This window comes from Pseudomonas sp. E141 (genome assembly GCF_052659885.1).
This window is the reverse complement of record NZ_CP084024.1, coordinates 289,185-304,586: the sequence shown is the minus strand read 5'-3', so window position 1 is coordinate 304,586 and position 15,402 is coordinate 289,185. Positions and strand designations below refer to the sequence as shown.

At 60.6% G+C, this 15,402-nt stretch carries 11 protein-coding genes and 2 tRNA genes; 2 read left to right on the top strand and 11 right to left on the bottom strand.

Features of this window, described 5'->3' with window-relative positions; all coding sequences use genetic code 11:
* Nucleotides 1-60: 60 nt before the first annotated feature.
* The 8 genes from GKKCFE_RS01275 to rnr all read right to left on the bottom strand — a co-directional run bounded on the left by GKKCFE_RS01275 (nt 61) and on the right by rnr (nt 9,914).
* Nucleotides 61-2,361, bottom strand: a complete 2,301-nt coding sequence (locus tag GKKCFE_RS01275; RefSeq protein ID WP_047227320.1) for a YgiQ family radical SAM protein — start codon at nt 2,359-2,361, stop codon at nt 61-63.
* A gap of 251 nt (nt 2,362-2,612) precedes the next feature.
* The gene (gene dnaB, locus GKKCFE_RS01270) at nt 2,613-4,010 is read right to left on the bottom strand and encodes a replicative DNA helicase (protein WP_027911801.1); all 1,398 of its coding nucleotides are present in this window, start codon (nt 4,008-4,010) and stop codon (nt 2,613-2,615) included.
* A 136-nt stretch (nt 4,011-4,146) separates the two neighbouring features.
* The gene (gene rplI, locus GKKCFE_RS01265) at nt 4,147-4,593 is read right to left on the bottom strand and encodes a 50S ribosomal protein L9 (RefSeq protein WP_047227319.1); all 447 of its coding nucleotides are present in this window, start codon (nt 4,591-4,593) and stop codon (nt 4,147-4,149) included.
* Nucleotides 4,594-4,611: 18 nt separating this feature from the next.
* On the bottom strand, nt 4,612-5,505 hold the full coding sequence (locus tag GKKCFE_RS01260) for a hypothetical protein (protein ID WP_047227318.1): 894 nt from the start codon (nt 5,503-5,505) through the stop codon (nt 4,612-4,614).
* A gap of 36 nt (nt 5,506-5,541) precedes the next feature.
* The gene (gene rpsR / locus GKKCFE_RS01255; RefSeq protein WP_002551829.1) at nt 5,542-5,772 is read right to left on the bottom strand and encodes a 30S ribosomal protein S18; all 231 of its coding nucleotides are present in this window, start codon (nt 5,770-5,772) and stop codon (nt 5,542-5,544) included.
* Between the two features lie 28 nt (nt 5,773-5,800).
* The gene (gene rpsF, locus GKKCFE_RS01250) at nt 5,801-6,229 is read right to left on the bottom strand and encodes a 30S ribosomal protein S6 (RefSeq protein ID WP_003186395.1); all 429 of its coding nucleotides are present in this window, start codon (nt 6,227-6,229) and stop codon (nt 5,801-5,803) included.
* A 302-nt stretch (nt 6,230-6,531) separates the two neighbouring features.
* On the bottom strand, nt 6,532-7,299 hold the full coding sequence (gene rlmB, locus GKKCFE_RS01245) for a 23S rRNA (guanosine(2251)-2'-O)-methyltransferase RlmB (RefSeq protein ID WP_047227317.1): 768 nt from the start codon (nt 7,297-7,299) through the stop codon (nt 6,532-6,534).
* Nucleotides 7,296-9,914: a ribonuclease R gene (gene rnr / locus GKKCFE_RS01240; protein WP_047227316.1), complete on the bottom strand. Its 2,619-nt coding sequence runs from the start codon at nt 9,912-9,914 to the stop codon at nt 7,296-7,298. The genes rlmB and rnr overlap by 4 nt, the downstream gene beginning before the upstream one ends.
* Before the next feature lie 226 nt (nt 9,915-10,140).
* Between rnr and GKKCFE_RS01235 the strand changes: the two genes are divergently transcribed.
* Both GKKCFE_RS01235 and GKKCFE_RS01230 read left to right on the top strand, forming a co-directional pair.
* Nucleotides 10,141-10,227: transfer RNA gene (locus tag GKKCFE_RS01235), tRNA-Leu, on the top strand.
* Nucleotides 10,228-10,402: 175 nt separating this feature from the next.
* Nucleotides 10,403-10,489 (top strand) — tRNA-Leu (locus GKKCFE_RS01230).
* 224 nt (nt 10,490-10,713) lie between these two features.
* On the opposite strand, the gene GKKCFE_RS01225 is transcribed toward GKKCFE_RS01230, so the two are convergent.
* The 3 genes from GKKCFE_RS01225 to GKKCFE_RS01215 all read right to left on the bottom strand — a co-directional run bounded on the left by GKKCFE_RS01225 (nt 10,714) and on the right by GKKCFE_RS01215 (nt 15,333).
* Entirely contained in the window at nt 10,714-12,648 is a 1,935-nt protein-coding gene (locus GKKCFE_RS01225; protein WP_047227315.1) for a methyl-accepting chemotaxis protein, read from the bottom strand.
* A 150-nt stretch (nt 12,649-12,798) separates the two neighbouring features.
* Nucleotides 12,799-14,091, bottom strand: a complete 1,293-nt coding sequence (locus GKKCFE_RS01220) for an adenylosuccinate synthase (protein WP_003186407.1) — start codon at nt 14,089-14,091, stop codon at nt 12,799-12,801.
* Nucleotides 14,092-14,145: 54 nt separating this feature from the next.
* Complete coding sequence (locus tag GKKCFE_RS01215; protein WP_047227314.1) at nt 14,146-15,333, bottom strand: ATP phosphoribosyltransferase regulatory subunit; 1,188 nt, start codon at nt 15,331-15,333, stop codon at nt 14,146-14,148.
* Between the last annotated feature and the right edge of the window lie 69 nt (nt 15,334-15,402).

Below are 15,402 nucleotides of genomic sequence, written 5' to 3'. Positions count from 1 at the left end.
ACAGCCGCTAGAAAGCAAAACGCCAGCTTTTAAGCTGGCGTTTGCAATGTGGCTTGGCGATCAGCGCGGTACGACTGGCTTGCGCGCCGGTTTCGGCCCTTTGCCCTTGGCGGCGTCCTTGCGCTCCTTGGCGGCCTGCTGGTTGCGGGCGAATGCCGCGGCCTTGGCCTGCTCGCGCTTGTCCCACGGGTTGCCGCCGTCGCTGGCGCGCGGTGGCAGACCGGTGTGCTGGGTCAGGATCTTGGTGGTTTCCTTGCCTACCTTGTGGCTGCCAGCCGGCGTCGAGTTCTTGCGACGGGCGCTCTGGTAGCTGTCGGTGGCTGGCTGGTGCAACGGAATCAATTGATTCTTGCCCGGCCCGATCAGGTCGGCGCGGCCCATGCGGGTCAGCGCTTCGCGCAGCATCGGCCAGCCCTTGGGGTCGTGATACCGCAAGAAGGCCTTGTGCAGGCGGCGCTGCTCCTCGCTCTTGACGATGGTCACCGCGTCGCTCTTGTAGGTGACCTTACGCAGCGGGTTCTTGCCCGAATGGTACATGGCCGTGGCGGTGGCCATCGGCGACGGATAGAACGCCTGCACCTGGTCAGCGCGGAAACCGTTGCCCTTGAGCCACAGCGCCAGGTTCATCATGTCTTCGTCGGTGGTGCCCGGGTGGGCGGCGATGAAGTATGGAATCAGGTACTGCTCTTTGCCGGCTTCCTTGGTGTACTTCTCGAACATCCGCTTGAATTTGTCATAGCTGCCGATGCCCGGTTTCATCATCTGGTTGAGCGGACCTTCCTCGGTATGTTCCGGGGCGATCTTCAGGTAACCACCCACGTGGTGGGTCACCAGTTCCTTGACGTATTCCGGCGACTCGACCGCCAGGTCGTAACGCAGGCCGGAGGCAATCAGGATCTTCTTCACCCCAGGCAATGCCCGGGCGCTGCGGTACAGCTGGATGAGCGAAGAATGGTCGGTATTGAGGTTCGGGCAGATACCGGGGAACACACAGGATGGCTTGCGGCACGCGGATTCGATTTCCGGGCTCTTGCAGGCAATGCGGTACATGTTCGCGGTCGGGCCGCCGAGGTCGGAAATGACGCCGGTGAAGCCCGGGACCTTGTCGCGGATCTCTTCAATCTCGCGAATGATCGATTCTTCAGAGCGGTTCTGGATGATCCGGCCTTCGTGCTCGGTGATCGAGCAGAAGGTGCAGCCGCCAAAGCAGCCACGCATGATGTTCACCGAGAAACGGATCATCTCGTAGGCCGGGATCTTTTCCTTGCCGTACGCCGGGTGCGGAACACGCGCGTAAGGCATGCCAAACACGTAGTCCATTTCCTCAGTGGTCATCGGAATGGGTGGTGGGTTGAACCAGACATCGACTTCACCATGCTTCTGCACCAGAGCACGGGCGTTGCCCGGGTTGGTTTCCAGGTGCAGCACGCGGTTGGCGTGAGCGTAGAGCACCGCATCGCCACGAACCTTTTCCACCGACGGCAGACGAATCACGGTCTTGTCGCGAGTCATGCGCGGGCTCGCCAGAATCTGCACGACCTTGGCTTCGCTCGGGTCTTCAACCGGACCTTTCTCTTGCTCGATGGCGCAGGCAGCGGTGTCCTGGGTGTTCACATACGGGTTGATGATCTTGTCGATCTTGCCCGGGCGGTCGATGCGGGTGGAATCAACCTCGTACCAGCCTTGCGGGGTGTCGCGGCGGATGAACGCGGTGCCACGGACATCGGTGATGTCTTCAATCTTGTGGCCATAGGACAGGCGCTGGGCGACTTCGACAATCGCCCGCTCGGCGTTGCCGTAGAGCAGGATGTCGGCGCAGGCGTCGATCAGGATCGAGTTGCGCACCCGGTCCTGCCAGTAATCGTAATGGGCGATGCGGCGCAGGGAGGCTTCGATACCGCCGAGCACGATCGGCACATGCTTGTAGGCTTCCTTGCAGCGCTGGCTGTAGACCAGGCTCGCACGGTCCGGCCGCTTGCCCGCCATGCCACCCGGGGTGTAGGCGTCGTCGGAACGGATTTTCTTGTCGGCGGTGTAGCGGTTGATCATCGAGTCCATGTTGCCGGCCGCGACGCCAAAAAACAGGTTCGGCTCGCCGAGCTTCATGAAGTCGTCTTTGGACTGCCAGTTTGGCTGGGCAATGATCCCGACGCGAAAGCCCTGGGCTTCCAGCAGCCGACCGATGATCGCCATGCCGAACGACGGGTGATCGACGTAGGCATCACCGGTCACGATGATGATGTCGCACGAATCCCAGCCGAGCTGATCCATCTCCTCCCTGCTCATGGGCAGGAACGGCGCGGGGCCGAAACATTCGGCCCAGTACTTGGGATAGTCAAATAACGGCTTGGCTGCTTGCATGTCGATGACCGGTATGAAAGATGAAAAATCGCGGGCGCGGAATATAGCACAAAAATTAACCAATTCCGACGGCTATGGTCGGAAATCGGTGGCGCACCGCACATCAAATGTGGGAGCGAGCTTGCTCGCGAAAGGGCCAGCACATTCAATGCATGTGCTGACGGTTACACCGCTATCGCGAGCAAGCTCGCTCCCACAGGGGAAGTGCAACCTTCTGGAGAAGGGGCTCGCTCCCACAGGAGCCAAACAGGTTACTCGTCGTCATCAAAATTGTAGCTACCCGGCGCCAGGTTCTCGAATCGGGTGTATTTACCGATAAAGGCCAGGCGAATGAAGCCGATCGGGCCGTTACGCTGCTTGCCGATGATGATTTCGGCGATGCCCTTGTGCTCCGTCTCCGGGTGGTACACCTCGTCACGGTAGACGAACATGATCACGTCGGCGTCCTGCTCGATCGCTCCGGATTCACGCAAGTCGGAGTTCACCGGGCGTTTGTTGGGGCGCTGTTCCAGGGAACGGTTCAACTGAGAGAGCGCCACCACCGGGCAGTTGAATTCCTTGGCCAGGGCCTTGAGGGAACGGGAGATTTCGGAAATCTCGTTGGTCCGGTTGTCGCCACTGGAGCCCGGAATCTGCATCAACTGCAGGTAGTCGATCATGATCAGCGCGATATCACCGTGCTCACGCACCAGGCGACGGGTCCGGGCGCGCATTTCCGAAGGGCTGATACCGGCAGTATCGTCGATGAACAGCTTGCGGTCGTTGAGCAGGTTGACCGCCGAAGTCAGGCGCGGCCAGTCGTCATCTTCCAGTTGGCCGGAACGGACCTTGGTCTGGTCGATACGCCCCAGGGACGAGAGCATACGCATGATCAGCGATTCACCTGGCATCTCCAGGGAGTACACCAGAACGGCCTTGTCACTGCGCAGCACGGCGTTTTCCACCAGGTTCATCGCAAAGGTGGTTTTACCCATGGACGGACGGCCAGCGACGATGATCAGGTCCGATGGCTGCAGGCCGCTGGTCTTCTCATCGAGGTCGGTGTAGCCGGTGGACAGGCCGGTGATGGCGTTGTCGGTGTTGAACAGGGTGTCGATGCGGTCGATGGCCTTGGTCAGCAGATCGTTGACGCTCACCGGGCCACCGGTTTTTGGCCGGGCCTCGGCGATCTGGAAGATTTGCCGTTCCGCTTCATCGAGGATCTCGGCAGCGGTTCGGCCTTCCGGGTTGAAGGCGCTGTCCGCGATTTCGGTGCTGATACCGATCAATTGGCGCAAGGTCGCCCGTTCGCGCACGATCTGGGCATAGGCCTTGATGTTGGCGACAGACGGCGTGTTTTTTGCCAACTCACCCAGGTAACCGAGGCCGCCAACCTGAGACGTCTGGCCTTCCTTGTCCAATTGCTCGGCCAGGGTCACCACGTCGATCGGCATGTTCTGATCGGCCAATCTTGCGATGGCACGGAAAATCAGACGGTGGTCATGTCGGTAGAAATCGCCGTCGGATACTTGATCGAGCACGCGTTCCCAGGCGTTGTTGTCCAGCATCAGACCACCGAGCACGGCCTGTTCGGCCTCGATGGAGTGCGGAGGCACCTTCAGGGCTGCGGTTTGCAGATCGTATTGCTCGGGAGCGGTGATTTCGTTCATGGCCACTTGATTCTTTTGGAAACGCAGGGGGTTTTGAAAATCAGCAATTGCAGAAAGACAAAGGGCACGACCTGTAAACAGGATCGTGCCCGATGTTACCGACTAGTACCCGAGGGTGCCAGCCGACAGGTATTGCTTAAGCTGCTACCACGACAACGCGTACGGTGGCTTCAACTTCGGCGTGCAGGTGCACGGCTACGTCGAATTCGCCTACGTTGCGGATGGTGCCGTTCGGCAGACGAACTTCGCTCTTCGACACTTCAACGCCAGAGGCGGTCAGTGCGTCAGCGATGTCGTGAGTACCGATCGAACCGAACAGCTTGCCTTCGTCGCCAGCGGTGGCAGTGATGGTCACTTCCAGCTCGGCCAGTTGGGCAGCACGGCTTTCAGCCGAGGTCTTACGGTCTGCTGCGGCTTTTTCCAGCTCAGCGCGACGCTCTTCGAACGCGGCCAGGTTGGCAGCGGTCGCAGCGGTGGCTTTGCCGTAAGGCAGCAGGTAGTTACGACCGTAACCGGCCTTAACGTTTACTTTGTCACCCAGGTTGCCCAGGTTGGTGACTTTTTCCAGAAGGATCAGTTGCATGTGAAAATCCTCTAACTTTTAACCTTCACCGTTCGCGTTGTCGGCGTCTTTCGGCGCCATACGACCGCGAAAATCAATCAGGCTGTCGACGATGGCCAGGACCACCAGCAACGGATAGATCAGCTGCATGAACAGCAACAACGTGACGTACAACCCCACCAGCCAGAACCTGGCCAGTCGCTTTTGCGCCACCAGCCCGTGAATCAGGGCCAGAGCGGCAAATACCAGCGGTACACTGCACAACGGCGTGAGCATGGCCATCTGCGGACCGAAGTTCGGCCCCAGAAGCATGCCCGCCAGCAGCAACATCGCCAGCCCAAGCGGGAAACGGATGGCGCGAAATTCGCGACCAAAACCACCCGGGTTGTACAACAACGCCTGCCAGTAGCGCCCGATAATCAGGCTCAGCACACTGACGATTTGTAACAAGGCCGCAATCAGGCCGGTCAGGACCGGTGCGATCAGGGACGCGAAACGCGCTTGCTCCTCTACCGACATCTGCTGGTAGAGATCACCGAGGGCCTCGGGCAGGATTTTTATCAAAGCCTGCGACAGCATCTCGATCTGGGGCGCGAAAGCCACCCCGAGCACCACTGAAAACACCACTCCCATCGCTATGCTGACCAGCAGCACGCGGTTCCAGGATTCGCTTGCGCGCAACACCAACGCCAGCGCCGAAGACCCCAGCAGCACCATCAGTGCCCGCGGGTCAGCGGAATACAACCACCAGAGCAAAGCCGGCAGCAGTCCCAGAGCAAGAACGCCAAGGGCGTCCTTCAATCCGCGCCGCAGGAGTACAAGACTCACCGCGGCAGCACCCAACCAATACAACAACGGCAATGCCGCGCATCCAGCCACTACCAGAGTGGCCTGCATACGACCGCGCATGATGAACTCAGCTAAGGCGCGCATGCATTCAATCCTTTGCTACGTGTCGACTGCCCGGTCTCAGCGGCCGTGGCTGTCGGTGTAGGCCAGCAGGGCCAGGAAGCGGGCGCGCTTGATAGCGGTGGCCAGCTGACGCTGATAACGAGCTTTGGTACCGGTGATACGGCTTGGAACGATTTTGCCGGTCTCGGATACGTAGGCTTTCAGAGTGTTGAGATCTTTGTAATCGATCTCTTTCACGTCTTCAGCGGTGAAGCGGCAGAATTTACGACGACGGAAGAAACGTGCCATGTGATTGGCTCCTTAAAAGGTCCGTGGATTACTCGTCAGCGTTATCGCTGTTGTCGCTGTCGCTATCGCTGTCATCGCCATCGGCGCTGTCAGAGTGCTCAGGACGGTCGCGACGCTCACGGCGCTCACTGCGGTTTTCTTCAGCCTTGAGCATCTCGGATTGGCCGGTGACGGCTTCTTCGCGACGGATGACCAGGTTACGGATCACTGCATCGTTGTAGCGGAAGTTGTCTTCCAGCTCGGCCAGGGCCTTGCCGGTGCATTCAACGTTCAGCATCACGTAGTGAGCCTTGTGAACATTGTTGATTGCATAGGCCAGTTGACGACGGCCCCAATCTTCCAGACGGTGGATTTTGCCGCCGTCTTCTTCGATCAGCTTGGTGTAACGCTCAACCATGCCGCCGACTTGCTCGCTTTGATCCGGGTGGACCAAAAAGATGATTTCGTAATGACGCATGAATGCTCCTTACGGGTTGTAGCCTGCCGCTCAAAAACGGTCAGACAAGGAGTGAATGACACTTATGGACTTGTGGACGCTAGACACATAAGTGCCTGCCATCACAGCAAGGGGCGCAATTGTAGAGAAGGGCCGAGGGCGGCGCAAGGTGATTGGTGATTATTTGAACAACCACCAATCCTTACCCACACAAACCAATGTGGGAGCGAGCCTGCTCGCGATGAGGGCGCTCCATTCAACATTTGCGTTGAACGGCACTCCGCTATCGCGAGCAGGCTCGCTCCCAAAGGAATACAACTGGATCAGGACTTCTTGGCGGCCGCAGCAGCCTTGACGCTACGCTGGCGCTGAGCCTCGAACAGACACACGCCGGTCGCGACCGAAACGTTGAGGCTGCTGACACTGCCGGCCATCGGCAGCTTGACCAGGTAGTCGCAATGCTCGCGGGTCAGGCGCCGCATGCCCTTGCCTTCGGCCCCCATGATCAGGATCGTCGGGCCCGTCAGGTCCTGGTCATAAATGCTGACCTCGGCCTCGCCCGCCGTGCCGACCACCCACAGGCCACGCTGCTGGAGTTTCTCCAGGGTACGCGCCAGATTGGTCACGGCCACCAACGGGATAACTTCCGCCGCGCCACAGGCGACTTTACGCACCACCGGCGTCAACGTCGCCGACTTGTCTTTAGGTACGATCACCGCCAATGCACCCGCCGCATCGGCCGAGCGCAGGCAAGCGCCAAGGTTGTGAGGATCGGTCACGCCATCCAGTACCAGCAACAATGGCGCGCCTTCGGTGCGATCGAGCAACTCGTCGAGCATCGCCTCGCCCCAGACCTGGCTCGGGCTGACCTCAGCCACCACCCCCTGGTGCACACCTTCGACCCAGGCGTCCATTTCCCGCCGTTCGGCCTGGCCGACCGCTACGCGATTCTCGCCAGCCAGCTCGATCAGGGTCTGGACCCGCGGATCACTGCGGCCTTCCGCCAGCCAGATCTGCTTGACCCGCTTGGGATGGTGACGCAGCAATGCTTCCACGGCATGCACACCGTAGATTTTTTCCAACTGACTCATGACTTGGCCTTGGGTTTACGCGCCCCGCCGCTCTTGGCTGGGGCCGAGCCCGCTTTCGGCGGGCCTTTACGGTGTTTGCTCGGCTTGCCGGTCGCCTTGTCCGGCGCCGACCGTCCGGTCTTTCCCCCAGACGCCGCTTTACCGCCGCTCTTGGCTTCGGCGAGCAACGCCTGTTTCATCTCACGACTTTTGCGCAGCTCGGCGTTTTTTGCCGCCGCATCGCTTGGGCGATAGGCTTCGACGGCCTTTTCCTTGGCCGGACCGCGACGCCCGGACTTGGCCGCAGCAGGCTCGGCGGCGGTCTTGGCCGCAGGCGCAGAAGTTTCAGTGCCGCGCTTCTTGCGGCCAATCGGCGCGCTGATGGTTTTTTCCGCCATCTCGAAGTCGATCTTGCGCTCGTCGAGATCAACGCGCATGACCCGCACTTCGACCGTATCGCCAAGACGGAAGCTGCGACCGGTGCGCTCACCCGCCAAGCGGTGATGCACGGGGTCGAAGTGGTAGTAATCGCCCGGCAGCGCGGTGACGTGCACCAGGCCTTCGACGTAGATGTCGGTCAGTTCGACGAACAGGCCAAAACCGGTCACGGCAGTGATCACGCCCGGGAACGACTCACCCACGCGATCCTTCATGAACTCGCACTTGAGCCAGTTCACTACGTCGCGAGTCGCTTCATCGGCACGGCGCTCGCTCATCGAGCATTGCTCGCCGAGTTGTTCCAGGGCCGCCTCGTCGTAGGGGTAGATGCGCGCCTTGGGAATGGTCATCGCACCGGCACGTTTGACGTGCGGGGTGTCCATCTTCGAGTGGATCACGCTGCGGATCGCCCGATGCGTGAGCAAGTCAGGGTAACGACGGATCGGCGACGTAAAGTGGGTATAAGCTTCGTAATTCAGGCCGAAGTGGCCCTGGTTATCGGCGCTGTATACCGCCTGGCTCAACGAGCGCAGCATCACGGTCTGGATCAGGTGGAAATCCGGACGATCCTTGATACTGGCCAGCAGGGCCTGGTAATCCTTGGGCGACGGACCGTCCTTGCCTTTGTGCAAGGACAGGCCGAGCTCACCGAGGAAGGCCCGCAGTTTTTCCAGGCGCTCCGGCGGCGGGCCATCGTGGACCCGGTACAGCGCAGGAATCTCGTGCTTCTTCAGGAACTCAGCAGTGGCGACGTTGGCGGCCAGCATGCATTCCTCGATCAGCTTGTGGGCATCGTTGCGCACCGTCGGACGAATCTCGGCGATCTTGCGCTCGGAGCCGAAGATGATCCGGGTTTCCTGAGTTTCGAAATCGATCGCGCCACGCACGTGACGGGCCGCCAGCAGCACTTTGTAGAGCGAGTACAGCTCTTTGAGATGCGGCACGACATCGGTGTATTCGCCACGAAGCTTGCGCGATTCGGCAAGTTTCGGGGTTTCCAGCATCGCGCTGACCTTGTTGTAGGTCAGGCGGGCGTGGGAATGGATCACCGCCTCGTAGAAGCAGTAGTCGGTCATCTCGCCGGATTTGGAGATGGTCATCTCGCAAACCATGGCCAGGCGATCGACGTGAGGATTGAGCGAGCACAAACCGTTGGACAGTTGCTCTGGCAGCATCGGTACGACGCGCTCGGGGAAGTACACCGAGTTGCCGCGTACCTGGGCTTCGGCGTCCAGCGCCGAACCGAGTTTCACGTAGCTGGAAACATCGGCAATCGCCACGTACAACTTCCAGCCGCCGGAGAACAGGCGCAGCTTGCCAGGCTTGGCTTCGCAGTAGACCGCGTCGTCGAAGTCCCGGGCGTCTTCGCCATCAATGGTGACGAATGGCAGGTGACGCAGGTCGATGCGCTTCTCTTTGTCTTTCTCTTCGACTTCCGGCTTGAGCTTGGCGGCTTCTTTCAGGACCGCTTCGGGCCAGACGTGGGGAATGTCGTAGGTGCGCAAGGCAACATCGATTTCCATGCCCGGCGCCATGTAGTTGCCGACCACTTCCACCACATCGCCCTGGGGCTGGAAGCGCGGGGTTGGCCAGTGGGTGATTTTCACCTCGACGAACTGACCGACCTTGGCGTTGGCATTGCGGCCCGGGGTGACCAGCACTTCCTGCTGGATCTTCGGGTTGTCGGCGACGACAAAGCCGATGCCACCTTCTTCAAAGTAACGGCCGACGATGCTTTCGTGGGCACGGGACACCACTTCGACGATCACGCCTTCACGGCGGCCGCGGCGGTCCAGGCCGGAAACCCGGGCCAAAGCCCGGTCACCGTCGAACACCAGACGCATCTGCGCCGGGCTCATGAACAGGTCGTCGCTGCCGTCGTCCGGGATCAGGAAGCCGAAACCGTCACGGTGACCGGCGATGCGGCCCAGGATCAGGTCAAGCTTGTCCACGGGCGCATAGGTGCCGCGCCGGGTGTAGATCAACTGCGCATCGCGCTCCATGGCGCGCAGACGGCGGCGCAGGGCTTCGAGCTGGTCTTCGGTGGTCAGACCGAACTCTTCGACCAGTTGCTCGCGGCTAGCAGGCGAACCCCGATCGGCGAGATGCGCCAGGATCAGTTCGCGGCTAGGAATAGGGTTTTCGTATTTTTCCGCTTCACGAGCGGCCTCGGGATCGAGGGACTGCCAATCGGCCATTAGAGAGTTTTCACCTTGTCTATATGCGGGTTAGTTTGGCATAGGCGTAATGAAACGGGAAATTTCAAGCATCCAATGCCTTTTTCTGAAGCCTTTTGACCCCTCTTGAAGCCCGGAAATGCACCGCTCGTGAAATTTAGCGGTTTTTTTCTCGTGAGGGGTTTACAGTTAAAAACACGCTCCGTATAGTGCGCGCCATCGACGACGCACACGCGTTGCCGATACTGCCCAGATGGTGAAATTGGTAGACACGCCAGCTTCAGGTGCTGGTGACCGCAAGGTCGTGGAAGTTCGAGTCTTCTTCTGGGCACCAATTTCGAGCGACAGATCAATGATCTGCCAGCTCCCCAAAAACCCGCGAAAGCGGGTTTTTGCATTTTCGGCCCCTGGAATCCGACTGGTAATTACTAAAACAAAAACAGGGGTTTACAGATCAAAACTCGCTCCGTATAGTGCGCCACATCGACAGCGGCAACGCTGAAGATGCTGCCCAGATGGTGAAATTGGTAGACACGCCAGCTTCAGGTGCTGGTGACCGCAAGGTCGTGGAAGTTCGAGTCTTCTTCTGGGCACCAATTCAAGCTTCAAGGTTACGGCCTTGAACTCACAAAAACCCGCGAAAGCGGGTTTTTGCGTTTCTGGGGTTGGCGATTTATTCGCTCACGACAAGATGCCTCTGAGCCACTGAAACCGCTATCGCGAGCAGGCTCGCTCCCACACGGGATCTCCAGCGCTCACAGATACTCTGTTCACAGTGGATCAATGTGGGAGCGAGCCTGCTCGCGATGAGGCCAGCCCATCAAGCCCGGAACTGCCCCAGGCTCGCCTTCAACTGCGCCGCCAGACTATCCAATACCTTGCCACTGGCCGTGGTCTCGACCACAGCCTGAGCCGCTTTCTCGGCCTGGGCGTGAATGGTTTCCACCCGCCCACGCACCGCTTGCGCACCTTGCGCCTGGTGAGCCGCCGCTTGCGTGGCCAGACCGATGGCCGCATGCACCTGCTCTACAGAGGTCTGTACCGACTGCTGCAAGCGCGCGCTGTCACGCAACACCAACAACCCCTCACTGGCCTGACGCCCGGCCTGGCCGATGGCAGCCACCGCCTCGCGAGCGCCCTGCTGCAGCGCGACGATATGCGCCTGGATGTCGCCGGTCGAACTCTGGGTCTTGCTTGCCAGCGCCCGCACCTCGTCGGCAACCACTGCGAACCCACGCCCGGTTTCCCCGGCCCGCGCCGCTTCGATGGCCGCGTTCAAAGCCAGCAGGTTGGTTTGCTCGGCAATGCCGTGAATGACCGTGAGCACCACTTCGATCTGCTCGCTCTGTTGCGCCAGCCGCTCGATGACTTTTGCCCCCGTATCGACCTGCCCTGCCAGCGCTTCGATCAAACCACCGACCTTGGCCGAGGTTCGGGTGTTTTCGTCGGTAGCCTTGCGAATCTCCACCACCTGCTGCAAGGCAGCCTGCATCGCCTGGCTTTCCGATTGCGCTTCATCGGCCATCTGCGACAGCGCCCGCAAGCTCTCGGCCACTTCATCACGCTGCATTCCGGCCGCCGCATCGGCACCGGAGTTACGCAAGGTCATTGCACCGATTTCCACACCGGTGCGCTGGGCCACATCCCCCGCCTCTCGCACGATGGGCTGCAACTTATCCACAAAACGATTGACCGCCGAGGCCATCTCGCCGATTTCGTCCTTGCTGCTGATTTGCACGCGCTTGGTCAGGTCGCCCTCACCCGCCGCCAGATCGTTCATCGCGGCAATCAACAGTTTCAAACGATTGACCACTCGCCGCCCCAACACCACCGCCAGCAGCACCAGCACGCCAAACCCCACCAGCGCTAGACCCAGGCCGATCCGCCAGCGCAAAGTGCCCGCAGCGTCCTGTACGGTGGTGGCGGTGTTGGCCTGCATTTGCGTCGCGGTGGACTGAGCCGACTCCAGGCGCCCGCGCATTGCCGTGGCGCTGTCGGCTGCCGCCCCCTTGAGGCTATCACCCACCAACTGGTCACCACTGGCGATCAAGGCCGAGAAGCGCTGGTCCAACGCCTCCAGGTCAGCTTCAACGGAGGCCGTGGAAACGCCCATCAACACCTTGCCGATCTCTACGCCGTTGGGGTTGATCGAGGCCTCAAGGTAATACACCGAAGGGTCGTTCTTCGCCGCGTCCAACACCTTGTCCAGCGCCCGGTCGCCCTGGCCTTTCTCCAACAAAGCCTTGTTGATCGGGTTCTCCCGATTCAGGTAGCGAGTCAGGTGCTGGCCGGTGGCGTCGTCATAAATGACGAAGAGTACGTTGGGATTGCGCTGGGCCCGACGGGCAAACTCAGAGAGGGCCGGCACGTCGCTGTCCCACATGGCGCGGGGCGCAACCGAAGCCAGGAGTTGCGCCATATCATTGGCAGAGTCCTTGAGCGATTTTTCCAGCGTCGCCCGCAACTGTGCCTGCTCATCCTTCAGCCGCGCAGATAAACCGGCGGTGAGGCGCTGACGAGTGCTGGCAGACAAGCTGTCCAGGCTCGACGTCACTTCACGCCCGGCCTGCTCCAGCTCGCCAGACAACTTCTGGCTGTCGCCGCCGAGCCGCGCCTCCAGATCTGCCTCCAGCGCAGTGACCGTGCTTCGCGTCAGCGCGACAGCGACCAGCACCTGCACCAAAAGGGCGACACCAAGAGTAACGAACACAGGCCGCAACAGGCGGCTTTGTAACAATGAGAGAACGGCCGACACAGGGAATCCCTCTACTAACGCCATTAATTTGATGGCACTTCACAAGAAGCACTTATTATTCATGGTGTATAGCAAGTGTCGTGCCGTCCGGCAGGCAGAAACGACAAAGGACCCAAACGAGGGTCCTTTGTATTTTACATCAACGACTTATCAGGCAAACGGGTGACGCAGAACGATGGTTTCGTTGCGGTCCGGCCCCGTCGAAATAATGTCGATCGGTGCACCGACCAACTCTTCGACGCGCTTGATGTAATTGCGAGCCGCTACTGGCAGCTCTTCCAGGGTCTTGGCACCCACGGTCGACTCAGTCCAGCCTGGCATCTGCTCGTATACCGGCTCCAGACCGATGTAGCTGTCAGCGTCAGTCGGTGCGTCGATGACCGCGCCGTCCTGATTCTTGTAGCCCACGCAGATGTTGATGGTTTCCAGGCCGTCCAGTACGTCCAGCTTGGTCAGGCACAGGCCCGAGATACTGTTGACGTCGATGGCGCGACGCAGGATGACGGCATCGAACCAGCCGCAACGACGGGCACGGCCAGTGGTGGCGCCGAACTCATGGCCGCGCTTGGCCAGGAACGCACCAACATCATCGAACAGCTCGGTCGGGAACGGACCCGAACCGACGCGAGTGGTGTATGCCTTGGTGATGCCCAGGATGTAATCCAGGTACATCGGGCCGAAACCCGAACCCGTGGCGATGCCGCCGGCAGTGGTGTTGGAACTGGTGACGTACGGATAGGTACCGTGGTCGATGTCCAGCAGCGACCCTTGGGCGCCTTCGAACATGATGTCCTTGCCCGCGCGACGCAACTCGTGCAGCTCGGCAGTGACGTCGAGCATCATCGGCTTGAGCAGCTCGGCGTACTCCATGCACTCATCCAGGGTCTTCTGGAAGTCGATGGCCGGCTCTTTGTAGTAATTGACCAGAACGAAGTTGTGGTAGTCCAGCAACTCGCCCAGCTTGGCGGCGAAGCGCTCACGGTGAAACAGGTCACCGATGCGCAGGCCACGACGGGCCACCTTGTCTTCGTAGGCCGGGCCGATGCCGCGACCGGTGGTGCCGATCTTCAGCTCGCCACGGGCCTTTTCGCGGGCCTGGTCCAGCGCAACGTGATAGGACAGGATCAGCGGGCAGGACGGGCTGATACGCAGGCGCTCGCGCACCGGTACGCCTTTCTCTTCCAGCTTGATGATTTCCCGCAACAAGGCGTCAGGGGCAACCACCACCCCGTTGCCGATCAGGCACTGCACGCCTTCGCGCAACACGCCCGACGGAATCAGGTGCAGTACGGTTTTCTCACCGTCGATCACCAAGGTGTGACCTGCGTTGTGGCCACCCTGGTAGCGCACTACGGCGGCAGCATGTTCGGTCAGCAGATCAACGATCTTGCCTTTGCCCTCATCACCCCACTGGGTGCCCAGGACTACGACATTCTTACCCATAACACTTGTCCTCATTCGCGCAAACTTGGTGCCGGCCGCAGCCGGCAGGAAAACTCAAGAAGCCAGCGGCAATACTTGCCAAAGCCCGTTCTGCTGAATCAATTGCCGGTCGCAGTCCGCTTCACGGGCGGCGGCCAAAGGCTGCCCAGGCAAGGCCTGGACGACACGCTGACCCTCACTGCGCAACTGGCAGACCGTCTGCCAGAGTGCTGCATCCGTACTGTCAGGCATCCAGATACCGCCAGACGGTAGCTCGACTTCAGCACGCCCCAGGGTCACCAGGGTTTTCAAATCGGTAGAGAAGCCGGTCGCCGGACGGGCACGACCGAAGTCGGCGCCAATATCATCGTATCGACCGCCCTGAGCGATGGACTGGCCAACCCCCGGCACGAACACCGCGAACACCACACCGGTGTGGTAGTGATAACCGCGTAGTTCACCCAGGTCGAAATACAGCGGCAGCTCGGGGAAACGCACGGACAGCCGCTCGGCAATCGCCAGCAAATCGTCCAGTGCCGCGAGCACCGGTGCCGGCGCATGGGCCAGCCGCTCGCGGGCAGCGGCCAGCACTTCGCGACCGCCGCACAGATCCACCAGCGCCCGCAACATGCCGGACAGATCGGCCGGCAGGCCTTCGGTCAGACTGATCACTTCATCGATGGCCTTGCGCTGCAAGGCATCGAACAACTGCTGCTCCACTTCGCCGGACAAACCGGCCGCACGCGCCAGGCCACGATAGATGCCGACGTGGCCCAGGTCCATGTGGACATCTGGTACGTCGGCCAGTTGCAGCATGGCAAGCATCAGGCTGATGACTTCCACGTCGCTGCTCGGGCTGGCGTCGCCATACAACTCGGCACCCAGCTGGATCGGACTGCGCGAAGACGACAGGGCGCGCGGCTGGGCGTGCAGCACACTGCCGGCGTAGCACAGACGACTCGGACCTTCACGACGCAGGGTGTGGGCGTCGATACGTGCCACTTGCGGCGTGATGTCGGCACGAAAGCCCATCTGCCGGCCCGACTGCGGGTCGATAACCTTGAAAGTGCGCAGATCCAGGTCCTGGCCCGCGCCGGTCAGCAGGGATTCCAGGTACTCGATATGCGGGGTAACGACGAATTCGTAACCCCAGCTCTGGAACAGATCCAACACCTGCCGACGCGCTACTTCAATACGCGCAGCTTCCGGTGGCAGTACTTCTTCGATGCCATCTGGCAGCAGCCAGCGGTCTACCGTTGCCATTACGCCATTCCCCTATGGTCCGGGCGGCCAGCCCTCGGGCAAGCCTTGAGTGAAGCAGAAAATGCCCGC